The following is a 15,539-nucleotide window of genomic DNA, read 5'->3' as shown; positions in this document are numbered from 1 at the left end:
ATTTTGAATACGCTTATACCCATTGACTATTATGAACTTATTTACTACAATGTATTACTATTGATTGTTGTAGTTATTTTTATGCAATCTTTTAAGTTAGAAGTTCAAGATGTAGCGAATCTAAAAGGTAAAAATGTCTTTGGTATTTTATTTCTGTTTTTTTTGATTTTATATATTGGTCTGAGGCCAATTAATTATCGTTTCGGCGATATGTTAAATTACTACAATGAATTTTTAGAATATCAAAATGGTTATCCATTTGATACTAGCAAAGATTTTGTTTTTGAGGTTTTTAAATATTTTTTCGCAAAAAACTTGACCGCTCCTTTGTTCTTTTTTACTTGTGCGTTGTTGTATCTATTACCATTATATTTTGGTGCAAAAAAAATATTTAATGATTATTGGTTCTATGCTTTTTTAATGCTTGCTATTTCTTTTTCTTTTTGGGGGTATGGTGTTAACGGAATTAGAAACGGAATTGCCTCTTCTTTGTTTATTTTGGCAATTTCAAAAGATAAATGGATATCAAAATACATGCTCTTTCTTTTGATTATTTTTATACACAAGTCATTGATTATACCGATCCTTGTTTATTTTTTGGTTTCAAAATATTCAAATACAAAAGTATATTTGTATTTTTGGTTTTTAACGATACCTCTATCCTTGGCAATGGGTGGTTTTTGGGAAAATTTATTTTTATCTGCCGGATTTAATGATGATAAATTAAGTCTTTATATAGGAGGGGTTGACCAGGCAAGTGAGGGTGTGACTTTAAAAATAGGTTTCAGATGGGATTTTTTACTCTACAGTGCAACCGGAATTTTTGCGGCTTGGTTTTTTATCATAAAAAAGAAATTTAACGACAAAACATATAGTTTAATTTGCAACATTTATATTGTTGCCAATGGGTTTTGGATATTAGTAATACGTGCCTCCTACAGCAATAGGTTTTCCTATTTATCATGGTTTTTACTTGGACTTGTCATTATTTATCCGCTTCTCAAAAATAAATTTTATGAAAATCAACATCGAAAGATAGGAATTATAATTATACTCTATTTTGGATTCACCTATTTATTAAATGTCATTTTAGCAAAATAAATGGAAAAAACAATAACAGTATTCACACCCACATTTAATCGGGCATTTTGTCTTGGTGATTTGTATGAAAGTTTATTACATCAGACGAATAAAGACTTTTTATGGCTAATTATTGATGACGGTTCTTCAGATGCTACCGATGAATTGGTTCAACGTTGGAAAGACGAAAATCAAATTGAAATTCACTATTTTTATAAGGAGAATGGTGGAATGCACACTGCACATAATCTTGCCTATGAGCACCTCCATACAGAGTTAAGTGTGTGTATCGATTCTGACGACATGATGACTCATGATGCAATTGAAAAAATACTTTCTTTTTGGGAACAAAATAAAAGCGATCAATGTGGCGGTATTTATGCTCTTGATGAGGATAAAAAAGGGAACATTATCGGAGAAAAGTTTCCTGATGATTTAAAATCATTTCAGGGTTGGGGATGTAAATATATATTTTACGGGGAGAACAATGAGAAGAAAGTTAAAATTACCGGAGATAAAAAGTTTATTTCAGTTACCAAAATATTAAAAAAATATCCCCCAATTCCAGTATTTGAAGGTGAAAAATATTATTCTCTGTATTACAAACAATATTTTATTGAGCGTGATTACACGATTTTGATTCTTAATGAACCTGTTTGTATTGTTGAATATTTAGCTGATGGTTCTAGTTTGAATATGACCAGCCAATATTTAAAAAATCCGCGTGGTTTTCAACATTTGCGTCTATTGATGATGAACATGGCTCCCAGTTTTGAGATTCGATTTACACAGGCTATTCACTATATCAATTCCTGTTTAATTTTAGGGCATTATAATTTTTGGAGAGGAGCAGCCAAAAAAGGATTGATAACTCTAGCCATTCCCTTTGGTTTCTGTTTATATCTTTTAACGATGTATCAAAATTATCAAAATAAGAAACATAAACGATAAATGAGAACAGTATTAATTCTTCCTTATTTTGGTAAATTTCCCAATTATTTCAGACTTTATTTAGAGACGATTAGACTTAATGATGCTGTCGATTGGTTATTTTTTACAGATGACAAAACAGAGTACGACTTTCCGGATAATGTAACGGTTGTATATAAAAAATTTGATGAAATTCAACTACTGTTTCAGTCAAAATTTGAGTTTAAAATCTTCTTAGAGAGTCCTTTTAAGTTATGTGACTTTAGGCCGTCGTTTGGTTACGTTTTTGAAGAATATTTAACTAACTATGATTATTGGGGGCACTGTGATCCTGATATATTATGGGGTAATTTTAATAATTTTTTAAATTGGGATATTTTATCAAAATATGACAAAATTTTTACATTTGGTCATTTAACGTTGTATAAAAACACACAAGAAATCAATAAACTTTTTATGTCGCCTTTAAACGGTGCTGAACGATTTAAAACAGTTTTTACCCACCCGAAAGGTTTTGCATTTGATGAAAAGCAGAATAATAGTATAAATTCTATTTTTGATAGTCATTCTCTTCCGGTTTTTCAAACTAGTTACGCTGCTGATATTGACCCTTATCACACCAACATGATTTTAAGTAATTATAATTATACTGCAAATACATACACTACTGACTTAATCAAAGAGCAACTTTTTACATGGGAAAACGGTTGTGTTTACAGGTACTATATTGAAAAAGGTAAATTAATTAAAGAGGAATTCTTGTATATTCACCTGCAAAAGCGGCAGATGAAGTGTAACTTCACTGATTTCAATGTAGATAAAATATTAATTAGTTTTGATGAGTTTTTATTGTTAGAAGAGGTGATAACGCTTCAAAATTTTACTACCTTTTACAGAAAAAAGTGGTTCAATAGACAATTTTTTAAAGTGAAATGGAACAGTTTTAAATATAAATTAAAATATAAAGATTATTTTTATGGAGCAAAGAAAAATCTTTAGTGTTATCGTTCCGGTTTATAATGTTGAGACGTTTTTACATCAGTGTATTGATTCAATTTTAAAGCAAACTTTTACTAATTTTGAGTTATTGCTGATTAATGATGGTTCCAGCGATTCTTCTGCAGCTATTTGCCTTGCCTATCAAAAAAATGACGATCGCATAAAACTGATTAACCAAGAGAATGGAGGAGCTTCCTCTGCCCGAAATAATGGTATTCATCATGCAACCGGCGATTATCTTATTTTTGTAGATAGTGATGATTTTTTAGATAGTGATGATTTGTTTTATGAATTAAGCCAAACGATTCAGAAACATAATGCCGATGTTGTTTTATACGGGGGTAAAAATTATAATGTTTCTTCCAATAACTATTCAATTTCCAGGGGTAATTATGATTTGACCATTATTAAATCATTTAGTTTAATTCAAACATTTGAGTATTTAATTCAAAAAAAATTATTTCCTGGTTCCGCTTGGGTTTACACTACCAAAGCAAAGCTCATTAAAGAAAATGGAATATTTTTTAGAACAAAAATAATTGCTGAGGATATCGATTGGAACACCAAAATATTTGGTTGTGTTTCTTCGATCGATGCTGTGAATGATTTATATTATGTTTACAGAAAGAACCAAGTGAATTCTGTTACCGGCAATGCAGGGGTAAAAGGGATCAACAGTATCTTGTTGATTATTGAAGATTGGCTTCCTAAATTAGAGATAGAAAATAAACCTGTAAATTCTTTTCTATTGCACAATCTTGCCTACTATTATTTTACCATACTCGTACTTTATTCTGCCATTTCTGCCGACGATAAAATTAAATTAAAACAGCGTCTTAAAAATTGTTTTGTCGTTACAAAGTATAGTAGAACAGTTAATTTAAAGGTCTTACGATTTTTTTGTCAACTACTTGGTATACCGTTGACATCTGCTATTGTATCCAAGTTATACTATCTTAAAGAAAGGTATATTTAATTTAACTATAAATAATTGAAGTCAGCAAAAATCATACGGATTTCTACAATTGCTATGTCTTTGGATTTACTTCTCAAAGGTCAATTATCTTTTTTGAATAAGTTTTATGAGGTTATTGCCGTTTCCGGTGAAGATCCTCACTTAGAAAATGTGCGAAATCGAGAAAATGTGCGAACCATTGGTGTTTCGATACAACGGCAAATTTCCCCACTTAAAGACTTAATATCATTGTATCAATTATATCGGGTTTTTAAAAAAGAAAAGCCCTTTATTGTTCATTCGATGACACCGAAAGCAGGGTTGTTGAGTATGGTAGCGGCTTATTTTGCTGGTGTTCCGCACCGTGTGCACACTTTCACCGGCTTAATTTTTCCCTCGAAAACCGGACTAATGAAGCAACTTTTGATTATGATGGATAGGGTTTTGTGTGCTTTTGCCACACAGGTCTATCCGGAAGGTTTGGGTGTGAAAAATGATTTGTTACGTTATAAAATCACAAGCAAGCCTTTACATGTTATCGCAAATGGCAATGTAAACGGCATCGATACCACCTTTTTTTCCAAAGCCCATTTTTCTTTTGCTCAAAAAGTCGCTTTACGCGAGTCTTTGCAACTTGTTGACAGTGATTTTGTCTTTGTTTTTGTGGGTCGTTTGGTTTCCGATAAGGGTATCAATGAAGCGGTGCGTGCTTTTAAAAAAATCAGCATTACTTATCCTCATGCTAAATTTTTGCTGGTAGGGCCATTGGAGAGCGATTTGGATCCGCTAACTCCTGAAACATTGGAGGCCATTCAGCATTGTTCGGGTATTATCTCGGTTGGGTATCAACACGATGTTCGTCCTTATTTGGCTATTTCCGATTGTTTGGTTTTTCCGAGTTATCGGGAGGGTTTTCCGAATGTGGTGATGCAGGCGGGTGCGATGGAATTGCCCTCGATTGTTTCGGATATTAATGGGTGTAATGAAATTATTATTCAAAATAAGAACGGTCTTATTATTCCGCCCAAATCGGAGCAACGAATTCTGGATGCCATGCAGTTAATTTTAGACAATGCGGCATTACGACTTCAAATGAAAAGCAATTCCCGTAGCATGATCGTGGAACGTTATGAACAAAAGGTAGTTTGGCAAGCCTTGTTGGCGGAATACCAGAAAATGAAATAATTTCTTAATCTTGCTTTTTCATTTGATTTAACAAATATTGCTTACTTTTGCATTTCGTAATAGCAGATTTTCATGTATAAAAATGGTCTCAAGCCTTTGTTGGATTTTGTAGCAGCTTTAGTAGGTTTACTGCTGTTATCGCCCATTTTTATATGTATTACCGTTTTTTTATATTTCTCCAATGACGGTAAACCCTTTTTTTTTCAGCAACGACCGGGTAAAAACGGGAAAATTTTTAAGATTATCAAGTTCAAGACCATGAATGATAAAAAGGACCGTCATGGTCATTTGTTGCCGGATGCCGATCGATTGACTAAAGTGGGTTTGTTTGTTCGAAAGACATCGTTGGATGAGCTTCCTCAATTGCTGAATGTGCTGTGTGGGGATATGAGTTTGATTGGCCCACGCCCCTTGCTGACCCATTATTTACATTTATACAATGATTTTCAAAACCGTAGGCATGAAGTGAAACCCGGGATCACCGGATGGGCTCAGGTTAATGGTAGAAATGCTATTTCATGGGATAAAAAATTTGAATATGATGTCTGGTATGTGGATCACCTCACGTTTTGGTTGGATATAAAAATACTTTTAAAAACAGTCATGAAAGTTATTAAAAGCGATGGAATAAATGCCGCAGATGCAGCCACAATTGAACCTTTTAATGGACAATAAAGTTACCTTATACGGCGCCAGTGGGCATGGAAAAGTAATAGTGGATATTCTTGAATCTCAGGGTATCGTCATTGCAGCCATTTTGGATGACAATCCCAATTTGACTCAACTCTTGCATTATCCCATTGTTAAACCCACTCCTGAATTTCATGCGGATTGCCGTAACGTGATTTTTTCTATCGGGAATAATCACGTTAGAAAAATGCTTTCTGACAAAATGAATTGTACTTTTGCCACTGCCATTCATCCTTCCGCCATTATCTCTAAGCACTCTAAGGTGAAGGAAGGAACGGTGGTTATGGCCGGTGTGGTTATCAATCCGGCGACCACAGTCGGAAAGCATTGTATCCTTAATACCGGAGCGGTTATTGAACACGATTGTGTTATTTCCGATTTTGTGCATATTTCGCCTAATGTTTCATTGGCCGGAAATGTTCACGTTATGGAGGGAGCTCACGTTGGCCTTGGCGCTAGTGTGATTCAAGGTATAAAAATAGGAAAATGGGCGACCATCGGTGCAGGAGCAGTCATTTTAAAAGATGTGCCTGATTACGCAGTGGTAGTTGGTAACCCGGGAAAAATCATAAAATATAACTCAGCAAATGAATAAATCAAAAATATGGCTTTCTTCGCCGCATATGGGAGGAAATGAGCAGCAGTTTGTAAAAGAAGCTTTTGATGCCAATTGGGTCGCTCCGTTGGGTCCGAATGTGACTGGTTTTGAAACCGATTTGGAGCAGTATTTAGCTGACGATGTGTTTGTAGGCGCGTTGAGTTCCGGCACAGCAGCCATCCATCTCGGATTAGTACTTTTAGGCGTACAGCCGGGAGATGAGGTACTTTGTCAGAGTATGACCTTTTCTGCCTCAGCTAATCCAATTGCTTATTTAGGAGCAACTCCCATTTTTGTGGATAGTGAACCGGAGACCTGGAATATTTGTCCGAATGCCTTGGAAGAAGCCATTAAAGACCGAATCAGTAAAGGGAAAAAACCCAAAGCAATTATTGCTGTTCATTTGTATGGTATGCCATTTAAAGTGGATGCGATTTTAACCCTGGCCAATCGTTATGAAATTCCGATTTTAGAAGATAGTGCCGAAGCCTTGGGCAGTTCGTATCAAGGGAAAAAATGCGGTACCTTTGGTGCTCTTGGTGTTTTATCCTTTAATGGCAATAAAATTATCACCACTTCGGGCGGTGGTGCCTTGGTTGCCCATTCCAAAGCCCTTAAGGAAAAAGCTGTTTTTTTAGCGACTCAAGCCCGCGATGCCGCTCCTCACTATCAACATTCTGAAATTGGCTATAATTATCGGTTGAGTAACATTTGTGCCGGAATCGGGAGAGGGCAGATGGAAGTGCTGGATGCGCATGTGCAGCTCCGGCGAAAAATGCATGCTTTTTATCAAAGTGAACTGGATAGCGTTTCAGGTATCCTTGTTTTTACTGAGCCTTCTACCGATTTTTATTCCAATCATTGGCTTTCGGCTATCGTGATAGACCCTAAAAAGACCAACGGAAAGACCCGCGAAACGCTTCGATTGGCCTTTGAAGCTGAAAATATTGAAAGCCGACCGTTGTGGAAACCGATGCATTTGCAACCTATTTTTGAAAAGTATCCGTATTATGGTGGTACCCTTGCAGCAAATTTGTTTGAAAACGGTTTGTGTTTACCGTCCGGTTCTAACTTGACCGACGCTGATCGGAGCCGCATTGCTTCGGTTTTGACCCATTTTAAAAATTAAGATTTTTTTATGATTTAATTTTTTTTATATCTTTACTATTCCTAATTAAAAAAAATAATTTTGAACGATTCGGAAAAAAAGCATTTTCTTCACGAGTTCTCTCAGTTCGCCGCGGGTCTAAGCCTACGATTTAGTTTTAAAAATCTGGGTTATCTGCCGCGTTGGATTGTTTTGTTGTTGGATACTTTTATTGTCTCCTTTTCCGGCGTAGTTACTTATTTGTTATTTAAAGGCGTTAAGTTAAGCTATATACAAACTGCGAATGAATTACCCCCTTTTATTGCCTATATCGCCTTTAATGTTTTTTTCTTTTGGGTTTTTAAAACGTATTCCGGTATTATTCGGCATTCTTCTTATATTGATGCTTTAAAACTTTTCTTTGCACAATCGGCCACTTTGGTGGTGATGGTGCTTATTAATTTTGTATTTCTGTTAGCCGGTGAGGATAAGTTGTTCCTCAACACCGGTTTATTTATTAATGCGGTGCTTTCTTTTTCTTTTTTGTTTTTTTATCGGGTTATTGTTAAGCAATCGTTTGAAAAATTTTTTAGCGGGAATGACAAAAAACAGCTTACCCGTGCTATTATTTATGGTTCGGATGCCAATGCGATTGCTGTTGCTAATGCTTTGAAATCGGAAGTGCCCGGGCGTTTTAAATTGATTGGTTTTATTGATAAAAATAATCAAAACACGACCAAACGGATTTTGGATTTGCCCATTTTGAATTTGAACCGAAAGGTGCCTGTTTTGATGCGTTTTGTGAAAGCAGAAGCCTTGATTATCGCCGATAAAAGTTTAAACAAAGAGGAACGGTCAATTATTGTGGACGATTGTTTGGAGTTTAACTTGAAAGTTTATACCATTCCCTTGGTTACCGATTGGGATGATCAGAAGGAGATTTCTAAAAACATCAAGAGTTTTGAGATCCATGATTTGTTGGAGCGTAAGCCAATTGTTTTGGATACCAAATCTATCTCCAACCAATTGGATGGAAAAACGATACTCATCACGGGTGCAGCCGGATCGATTGGCAGTGAGATTGTTCGGCAAGTTTTGGAGTTTAATCCGAAAAAAATTATTATGCTTGATCAGGCGGAGACGCCGTTGCATAGTTTATCGCTTGAAATTTTAAGTAAGGAGAAAGATGTGGCACTGCGGAATGTGATTGCCGATATTCGGAATCTAGATTCCTTGGAAAAGGTATTTAAAACGTTTCAACCGCAAGTGGTTTATCATGCGGCGGCTTATAAGCATGTTCCGTTGATGGAAGAAAATCCCTCGCAGGCCATTTTTACCAATGTAATGGGGACCAAAAATTTAGCCGACTTGTCTAAGCAATTTAATGTGGAGCATTTTGTGATGATTTCTACCGATAAAGCCGTTAACCCTTCGAGTGTGATGGGGGCAAGTAAACGCATTGCGGAGATGTATGTTCAGTCGCTTCATTTTAAAAACGCCGGTAATCGCTCTTCTCGACAAACCAAATTTATCACTACCCGCTTTGGGAATGTCTTGGGTTCTAATGGTTCGGTAGTACCGTTGTTTACTAAACAAATTCAGGAGGGTGGCCCTATCACTATTACGCATCCGGAGATTATTCGTTACTTTATGACGATACCGGAGGCTTGTCAATTGGTATTGGAGGCGGGAGCTATGGGTAATGGGGGAGAGATTTTTATTTTTGATATGGGTAAACCAGTCAAGATAATTGATTTGGCCAAAAAAATGATACGTTTAGCCGGTTTTACGCCGGACAAAGATATTGCGATAAAAATTGTGGGCCTTCGTCCGGGCGAAAAATTGTATGAAGAGCTTTTGAACAATTCGGCGAAAAACTTACCCACTCACCACGAAAAAATAATGATTGCGGAAGAAATTTGTACCGCATTTCATCAGCTCACGGATGAGGTAGAAGATTTGATTATTTTATCTCATTTGAAGTCTAACGCTACCATTGTGGCCAAAATGAAGAAAATCGTTCCTGAGTTTAAAAGTATGAACTCTGTTTTTCAAGAGTTGGATAGTTAATGGTTTTATTTTTAGATTTTTGCCTATTTAAAACCTATCTTTGCCAAGATTTTTTTTACACTATTTATGAAAGTTAATTTTTTATACTACTTGGGTGTTGTTGTTTTGATGACCTCTTGTGCTTCTAAGCAAAAAATGATTTATCTGCAGGGGATTGAGCAAACTGCCACTTCTGAGGTTGTGAACTATGAGCCTAAAATCCAATTGGATGATTTGATTTATATCAATGTATCGTCAGAATCTATGGAAGCAGCTGCTCCTTTTAATTTCGGGGGAGCTGTTCAGCAGACTGCTGCAGGTAATGCTGTTCAGTACAGTAGTTATTTGGTTGATAATCAAGGGTATATTAGCTTGCCTATTATTGGTTCTGTCAAAGTTGCTGGTTTGACCAAGACGGAGTTGCATGATTTTTTAAAAATTAAATTGGAAGAATATTTAAAAGATCCAATTCTTATGGTAAGAGTCATCAACTTTAAAGTGACGGTAATGGGCGAAGTGAAAAGCCCGGGTAATTTTACAATCAATTCAGATCGTTTAACTATTATGGAAGCGTTGGCTCAAGCCGGTGATTTAACACCTGTTGCCAACCGTGAGAACGTGTTAGTGGTTAGAGAGGAATCGGGTATTAAATCGTATTACCGTGTTAACTTAACGGATTCTGAAGTACTCAAATCGCCTATTTATTATTTGAAACAAAATGATTTGATTATTGTTGAACCGCGGTTCACTAAACCTGAATCCTCGGTTGTTGGCGCCAATCTTCCTATTACTTTATCAGTCATCAGTTTGTTACTCACAATCACCATCCTAGCCACTCGATAACTATGCAAAATTCTCCTTTACCTACCGCTGATTCAACTCAAAATAGCGTTGACATTAAAGAACAAGTATTTATTTATTTGTCGTATTGGAAATGGTTTGTACTAGGCGTCATGCTTAGTTTAATAGGGGTTTATTTTTATTTACGTTATTCTGTTCCACAGTATGGCGTTAACGCGACGATATTGATTAAGGATGAGAAAAAAGGCGGTTCCAGTGAGCTTTCTGCTTTTAGTGATTTGAATATTTTTGCCGGCAAGAACAATGTGGACAATGAAATAGCGATATTAAAATCTAAATCACTCTCACAAAGTGTTGTTGAAGAACTGGGTTTGGATTTGACTTATTATGTTGAAGGACGGGTGATTAATCCAGAATTGTATAAGGATTTGCCTTTACGGATTGTATTTCAAGACAAGTCTGAGCGATACAATTTGATTGACACTTCGTTTGTTGTTTCTCCGCTTTCTAATGAAAAGTTTAAACTTTCTGACTTTGCCAAATCAAATGGTAGTGAGTACACCTACGGGCAATTAATCACGACCAACTTAGGTAGTTTTATTGTTGAAAAAGTTACTGATTTTAAAAATTTTGACAATGATGTTTTTGTCATCAAATCGAAGTTAATGAACAAAGCGAATGAATACAGCAATCGCGTGCAGATTTTGAATCAGGACAAAACCAATGTTATTCAATTAAACATTGTAGATAAAGTTGAGCAAAAGGGAATTGATTATATAAACATGTTGATTCAAAAATACAATGAGGATGCTGTAGCTGATCGAAATCAAATTGCTAAATCGACTGAAAAATTTATTAATGAGCGGTTAGAAATCATAACATCAGAATTAGAAGGGGTAGAAAAAAATGCCGAGGCTTTTAAAAAGGATAACCGCTTAACTAATTTAGAGGAGGATGCTACGTTAAGTTTAAGCAGTGCCGCTGAGTATGAGCGGTCCGTTGTGGCCACTGAAACTGATATTAGTATAGTAAATGAACTACTACGATCTGTTTCAACATCAGCATCGCAGGAATTGATTCCCACCATCTATTTGCCAAACAATTCTGCTGCAGGACTAATTGAACAGCATAACAAATTGATTCTTGAGCGACAACGTTTGCTTAAAAGCGGCACAATTTCAAATCCGCAAGTAAAAAATATTGATAATCAATTAGACGGTTTAAGGTCGAGTATTGTTGACGGCTTAAAAAGTCAGTTGGCTTCGCTTCGTATCACTAAAAATAATTTGGCTCGTCAAGAAAACCGATATAATAGCAAAGTTGGTCGCGTGCCAACTATTGACCGAATTTTTAAAGGTATATCCAGACAGCAGCAAATTAAAGAATCACTTTATTTGTATTTACTTCAAAAGCGTGAGGAGACTGCTATTTCGCTTGCTGTTACTTCTCCAAAAGCTAAAGTTATTGATTCAGCTTATGCCACCGGACAAGTTTCATTAAATCGAAATATTTTTTATTTAGGAGCCATCGTGGTTGGTTTACTGATTCCGTTTGGTATTATCTATTTGCTATTCCTTTTGGATACTAAAATTAAAACTCGTCAAGATATTGAGGGGAAAGTTTCCATCCCTATTTTGGGGGATATTCCTAAATCGGACACCAGTGATCAGATTATCAAGGCGAACAGTCGCTCCAGTTCGGCTGAAGCTATACGCATTGTCCGTACGAATTTAGAATTCATTTTATCCCATGTTCCGGAGGATAAATGCAAAACTATTTTTGTTACTTCTTCCATTCCGAAGGAGGGAAAAACGTTTGTCTCTATTAATTTAGCTACTACCATTGCCTTGTCGAGTAAACGCGTTTTGTTGATTGGTTTAGATATTCGAAATCCGAAATTAGAGCAATATGTTGATTTGCCATCCAAAGGATTGACGAACTATCTTACGAAGAATACTGCTGATATTCATGAGTATATCGTGAAGTTAGACGGTTACGAAAATTTTTATGCTTTGCCTTCCGGTGTTATCCCGCCCAATCCAGTGGAATTGTTAATGAATGATAAATTGAGTTCGTTGTTTGAACAATTGAAAAAGGAGTATGATTATATTGTTGTTGATACTGCTCCGGTGAGTATGGTTACGGACACTCTGTTGGTTGCTAAAAACGCCGATGCTTTTATTTATGTTATGCGTGCCAATTATTTAGATAAACGTATGTTGAAATTTGCCGAGAGCCTTTATAAAGAAAAGAAATTACCTAATATGGCTATTGTACTGAATGATACCGATTGGAAAAAAACATATGGGTATGGGTACGGGTATGGGTATGGGTACGGGTATGGGTACGGAGCTGAAACGGAGGTTGCCCCGTGGTATAAACGACTATTTACGTTCAAGTCCAAATAGCTGATTGTTACGGATTGCTTCTTTTAAAGCGTCTTCCTCTTTGATTACCAATCGGTTTTCGAAACTTTGCACATGGTTGAGGTGGTGCACATCTGAACCAACGAAGTCAATCATGTTGTTGGTTACTAACTTTTGTGCTGTTTTTGCGACACTTTCGCCATAGTAACCGGTTACTGAAAGTAAGTTTAGCTGGAGTAGGCAGCCCGCTTTTTTTAGTTTGTAATAGGCATCGAAGTTTTCATGGTAGAATAGGTAGCGTTCCGGGTGGGCTAGAATCGGTTTGTAACCTGCTACTTGTATTTCAAATACTATCTCCATTAGTTGTATTGGAGGATTTAAATAAGACATTTCTACCAGAATATAGGCGTCTTTGAGCGTCAATAATTTTTCATTCTGTAGCCGTTCCATGAAGTACGAATCCATCATGTATTCTGCCGCTGCTTTGATTTTATTTTGCGGTGCCTTTTCTATTAAAAAATCATTTAATGCTTTTTCTCCCTCTTTGATTATCTCGTGGGTATTGTTCCAAACTCCGTGAATGATGTGGGGAGTGGTGATGAATTGTTTGAAACCAATTTTTTCTAATTCTGTTATTAATTTTAAAGCCTCTTCATCCGTTTTTGCCCCATCATCGATTCCGGGAATGAGGTGTGAATGAATGTCGATAAAATTATCAGGAATTAAGTCTTTGAGGAACGATTTTTTTTTACTGAAGAAAATCAAAATAAAAAAATTAGGACTAGTTATAAAAAAACCCCTTTGTGAGGGGTTTATATTATTCTGCTTTTTGAGCTCTCTTGTTCAAATAATAAAATGCGAACAAAATACTTACTATTGCTAACCATATTAGTTTCCCGTCAATAGGGGCTGCAGGCGTATCGTCGCCCTCTAGTCCACCACTTCCGTCATCGTCACCCGGTTGGGCGAAAAGCACGAAATCAGACAATAATAAAAACGTAATGATGTAAATTTTGTAAATACTTTTCATAAACCAACTTTAATAAGGTGCAAATATAGAAATCATTTTTTAAAAACAACGATGAAATGCACTTTTTGTTAAAAAATGCTGTAAAATTAATTCTATGTTCACATTGGATTTATTCCATTTCGGAGGTAAAAAACATTTTGACGTTTGGAAATTTGTTTTGGGTCATTTGAATGGTAAATTCAGAATCGGCTAAAAAAACCAATTGACCGTATTTGTCGTGTGCCAAAAACTTTTGTTTGATTCTTCTAAACTCTGCAAATTCTTCACTTTTAGGGTCTTGTGGTTTTATCCAACAAGCTTTGTGTGCCGGAAAGTTTTCGTACGAACATTTCGCTCCGTATTCGTGTTCTAATCGGTATTGAATCACTTCGTATTGAAGTGCTCCCACCGTTCCGATAATTTTACGGTTGTTCATTTCGAGTGTAAACAACTGGGCAACGCCTTCGTCCATTAATTGGTCTACTCCTTTTTCCAATTGCTTTGCTTTCATGGGGTCGGCATTGTTGATGTATCGAAAGTGTTCCGGTGAAAAACTCGGTACTCCTTTAAAGTTCATTATTTCGCCTTCGGTTAAGGTGTCACCGATTTTAAAGTTTCCGGTGTCGTGTAAGCCCACGATATCACCCGGATAGGAGATGTCGACAATTTCTTTTTTCTCGGCAAAAAAAGCATTTGGACTCGAAAATTTTAGACTTTTATTCAATCGCACATGCGAATAAGGTTTGTTTCGTTCAAATGTTCCCGAAACAATTTTAATGAAAGCCAATCTGTCACGGTGTTTAGGGTCCATGTTGGCATGGATTTTAAACACAAATCCCGCCATTTTTTGCTCCGTTGGTTGCACCAAGCGAGTGTCTGATTCTTTGGGTCGGGGAGAGGGAGCAATTTCTATAAAGCAATCCAGTAATTCGCGAACGCCAAAATTATTTAACGCTGAACCAAAGAATACGGGTTGCAAATCGCCTTGTAAATATTCTTCTCTTGAAAAAGGGGGGTATACTTCGTCTATCAATTCTAATTCTTCTCTTAATTTGATTGCCGCTTTTTCGCCTACAATTTTATCTAATTCCGGATTATTGATGTCTGAAAAGGCAATGGTGTCTTCGATATTTTTTCTACTATCGCCACTAAAAAGGTTGATGTTCTTTTCCCATAGGTTATAAATTCCTTGAAAATCGTAGCCCATTCCGATTGGAAAGCTCAACGGTGTTACTCTCAGTTTAAGTTTTTGTTCTACTTCGTCCATCAAATCAAAGGCATCTTTTCCTTCGCGGTCCATTTTGTTGATGAACACAATCATGGGAATGTTCCGCATACGGCAGACCTCCACCAGCTTTTCGGTTTGTTCTTCCACCCCTTTTGCTACGTCGATTACTACAATTACACTGTCAACCGCGGTTAGTGTTCTAAAGGTATCTTCGGCAAAATCTTTGTGACCGGGCGTGTCGAGGATGTTGATTTTTTTGTCTTTATAATTAAAAGCAAGTACCGATGTAGCTACAGAAATTCCACGCTGGCGTTCAATTTCCATAAAATCGGAAGTTGCTCCTTTTTTAATTTTATTATTTTTAACTGCACCGGCTTCTTGGATTGCACCACCAAAAAGCAGCAGTTTTTCGGTTAAGGTTGTTTTTCCGGCATCGGGATGCGAAATAATTCCAAATGTTCTTCGCCGTTTGATTTCTTCTATAAAACTCATATCTCTTTTTAAAGGTTTGCAAAAATACTATTTCTTAGCCAAAAAAGTATAAACATTTTTCGTTAATAAA

The 15,539-nt window shown here is 36.2% G+C and carries 14 protein-coding genes; 11 read left to right on the top strand and 3 right to left on the bottom strand.

The features are described 5' to 3' along the window. Positions 1-3 precede the first annotated feature (3 nt). From B0I10_RS01515 to B0I10_RS01465, 11 genes are all read left to right on the top strand, one after another. Positions 4-1,101, top strand: a complete 1,098-nt coding sequence (locus B0I10_RS01515; protein ID WP_146740290.1) for an EpsG family protein — start codon at positions 4-6, stop codon at positions 1,099-1,101. After that, the gene (locus tag B0I10_RS01510) at positions 1,102-2,031 is read left to right on the top strand and encodes a glycosyltransferase family 2 protein (protein ID WP_112084713.1); all 930 of its coding nucleotides are present in this window, start codon (positions 1,102-1,104) and stop codon (positions 2,029-2,031) included. Continuing rightward, entirely contained in the window at positions 2,032-3,009 is a 978-nt protein-coding gene (locus B0I10_RS01505) for a DUF6625 family protein (RefSeq protein WP_112084712.1), read from the top strand. Then, positions 2,987-3,985, top strand: coding sequence for a glycosyltransferase family 2 protein (locus B0I10_RS01500; protein WP_112084711.1), 999 nt, complete (start codon positions 2,987-2,989; stop codon positions 3,983-3,985). Before B0I10_RS01505 ends, B0I10_RS01500 begins: the two co-directional genes overlap by 23 nt. 15 nt (positions 3,986-4,000) lie before the next feature. Then, positions 4,001-5,149 carry a glycosyltransferase family 4 protein gene (locus tag B0I10_RS01495; protein WP_245942927.1) on the top strand — a complete coding sequence of 383 codons (1,149 nt, stop codon included), beginning with the start codon at positions 4,001-4,003 and terminating at the stop codon, positions 5,147-5,149. Positions 5,150-5,221: 72 nt separating this feature from the next. Further along, a complete protein-coding gene (locus B0I10_RS01490; RefSeq protein WP_112084709.1) occupies positions 5,222-5,824 on the top strand; it encodes a sugar transferase in 603 nt (200 codons plus the stop codon). Further along, on the top strand, positions 5,814-6,434 hold the full coding sequence (locus tag B0I10_RS01485; RefSeq protein WP_112084708.1) for an acetyltransferase: 621 nt from the start codon (positions 5,814-5,816) through the stop codon (positions 6,432-6,434). Before B0I10_RS01490 ends, B0I10_RS01485 begins: the two co-directional genes overlap by 11 nt. Further along, the gene (locus B0I10_RS01480) at positions 6,427-7,566 is read left to right on the top strand and encodes a DegT/DnrJ/EryC1/StrS family aminotransferase (protein WP_112084707.1); all 1,140 of its coding nucleotides are present in this window, start codon (positions 6,427-6,429) and stop codon (positions 7,564-7,566) included. Before B0I10_RS01485 ends, B0I10_RS01480 begins: the two co-directional genes overlap by 8 nt. A gap of 60 nt (positions 7,567-7,626) precedes the next feature. Next, the gene (locus tag B0I10_RS01475; RefSeq protein ID WP_112084706.1) at positions 7,627-9,594 is read left to right on the top strand and encodes a polysaccharide biosynthesis protein; all 1,968 of its coding nucleotides are present in this window, start codon (positions 7,627-7,629) and stop codon (positions 9,592-9,594) included. Between the two features lie 66 nt (positions 9,595-9,660). Then, positions 9,661-10,416, top strand: coding sequence for a polysaccharide biosynthesis/export family protein (locus tag B0I10_RS01470; protein ID WP_112084705.1), 756 nt, complete (start codon positions 9,661-9,663; stop codon positions 10,414-10,416). Between the two features lie 2 nt (positions 10,417-10,418). Further along, positions 10,419-12,782, top strand: coding sequence for a GumC family protein (locus B0I10_RS01465; RefSeq protein WP_112084704.1), 2,364 nt, complete (start codon positions 10,419-10,421; stop codon positions 12,780-12,782). On the opposite strand, the gene B0I10_RS01460 is transcribed toward B0I10_RS01465, so the two are convergent. The 3 genes from B0I10_RS01460 to B0I10_RS01450 form a co-directional block, all read right to left on the bottom strand. Next, the gene (locus B0I10_RS01460) at positions 12,759-13,505 is read right to left on the bottom strand and encodes a tyrosine-protein phosphatase (protein WP_112084703.1); all 747 of its coding nucleotides are present in this window, start codon (positions 13,503-13,505) and stop codon (positions 12,759-12,761) included. The two genes, B0I10_RS01465 and B0I10_RS01460, sit on opposite strands and share 24 nt — an antisense overlap. 52 nt (positions 13,506-13,557) lie before the next feature. Continuing rightward, positions 13,558-13,770 carry a hypothetical protein gene (locus tag B0I10_RS01455; RefSeq protein WP_112084702.1) on the bottom strand — a complete coding sequence of 71 codons (213 nt, stop codon included), beginning with the start codon at positions 13,768-13,770 and terminating at the stop codon, positions 13,558-13,560. A gap of 109 nt (positions 13,771-13,879) precedes the next feature. Then, on the bottom strand, positions 13,880-15,469 hold the full coding sequence (locus B0I10_RS01450; protein ID WP_112084701.1) for a peptide chain release factor 3: 1,590 nt from the start codon (positions 15,467-15,469) through the stop codon (positions 13,880-13,882). Positions 15,470-15,539: the final 70 nt, after the last annotated feature.

The sequence above is a fragment of the Flavobacterium lacus genome, from assembly GCF_003268815.1.
In the GTDB taxonomy this organism is placed as follows: Bacteria; Bacteroidota; Bacteroidia; order Flavobacteriales; family Flavobacteriaceae; genus Flavobacterium; species Flavobacterium lacus.
The sequence above is the reverse complement of the archived record's forward strand: the minus strand, read 5'-3'. Positions and strand labels throughout refer to the sequence as shown.

Coding starts and splice junctions, on each gene's coding strand:
- B0I10_RS01450 (WP_112084701.1), bottom strand. CDS start 15,469: ATGAGTTTTATAGAAGAAATCAAACGGCGAAGAACATTTGGAATTATT.
- B0I10_RS01455 (WP_112084702.1), bottom strand. CDS start 13,770: ATGAAAAGTATTTACAAAATTTACATCATTACGTTTTTATTATTGTCT.
- B0I10_RS01505 (WP_112084712.1), top strand. CDS start 2,032: ATGAGAACAGTATTAATTCTTCCTTATTTTGGTAAATTTCCCAATTAT.
- B0I10_RS01490 (WP_112084709.1), top strand. CDS start 5,222: ATGTATAAAAATGGTCTCAAGCCTTTGTTGGATTTTGTAGCAGCTTTA.
- B0I10_RS01465 (WP_112084704.1), top strand. CDS start 10,419: ATGCAAAATTCTCCTTTACCTACCGCTGATTCAACTCAAAATAGCGTT.
- B0I10_RS01485 (WP_112084708.1), top strand. CDS start 5,814: ATGGACAATAAAGTTACCTTATACGGCGCCAGTGGGCATGGAAAAGTA.
- B0I10_RS01470 (WP_112084705.1), top strand. CDS start 9,661: ATGAAAGTTAATTTTTTATACTACTTGGGTGTTGTTGTTTTGATGACC.
- B0I10_RS01500 (WP_112084711.1), top strand. CDS start 2,987: ATGGAGCAAAGAAAAATCTTTAGTGTTATCGTTCCGGTTTATAATGTT.
- B0I10_RS01510 (WP_112084713.1), top strand. CDS start 1,102: ATGGAAAAAACAATAACAGTATTCACACCCACATTTAATCGGGCATTT.
- B0I10_RS01480 (WP_112084707.1), top strand. CDS start 6,427: ATGAATAAATCAAAAATATGGCTTTCTTCGCCGCATATGGGAGGAAAT.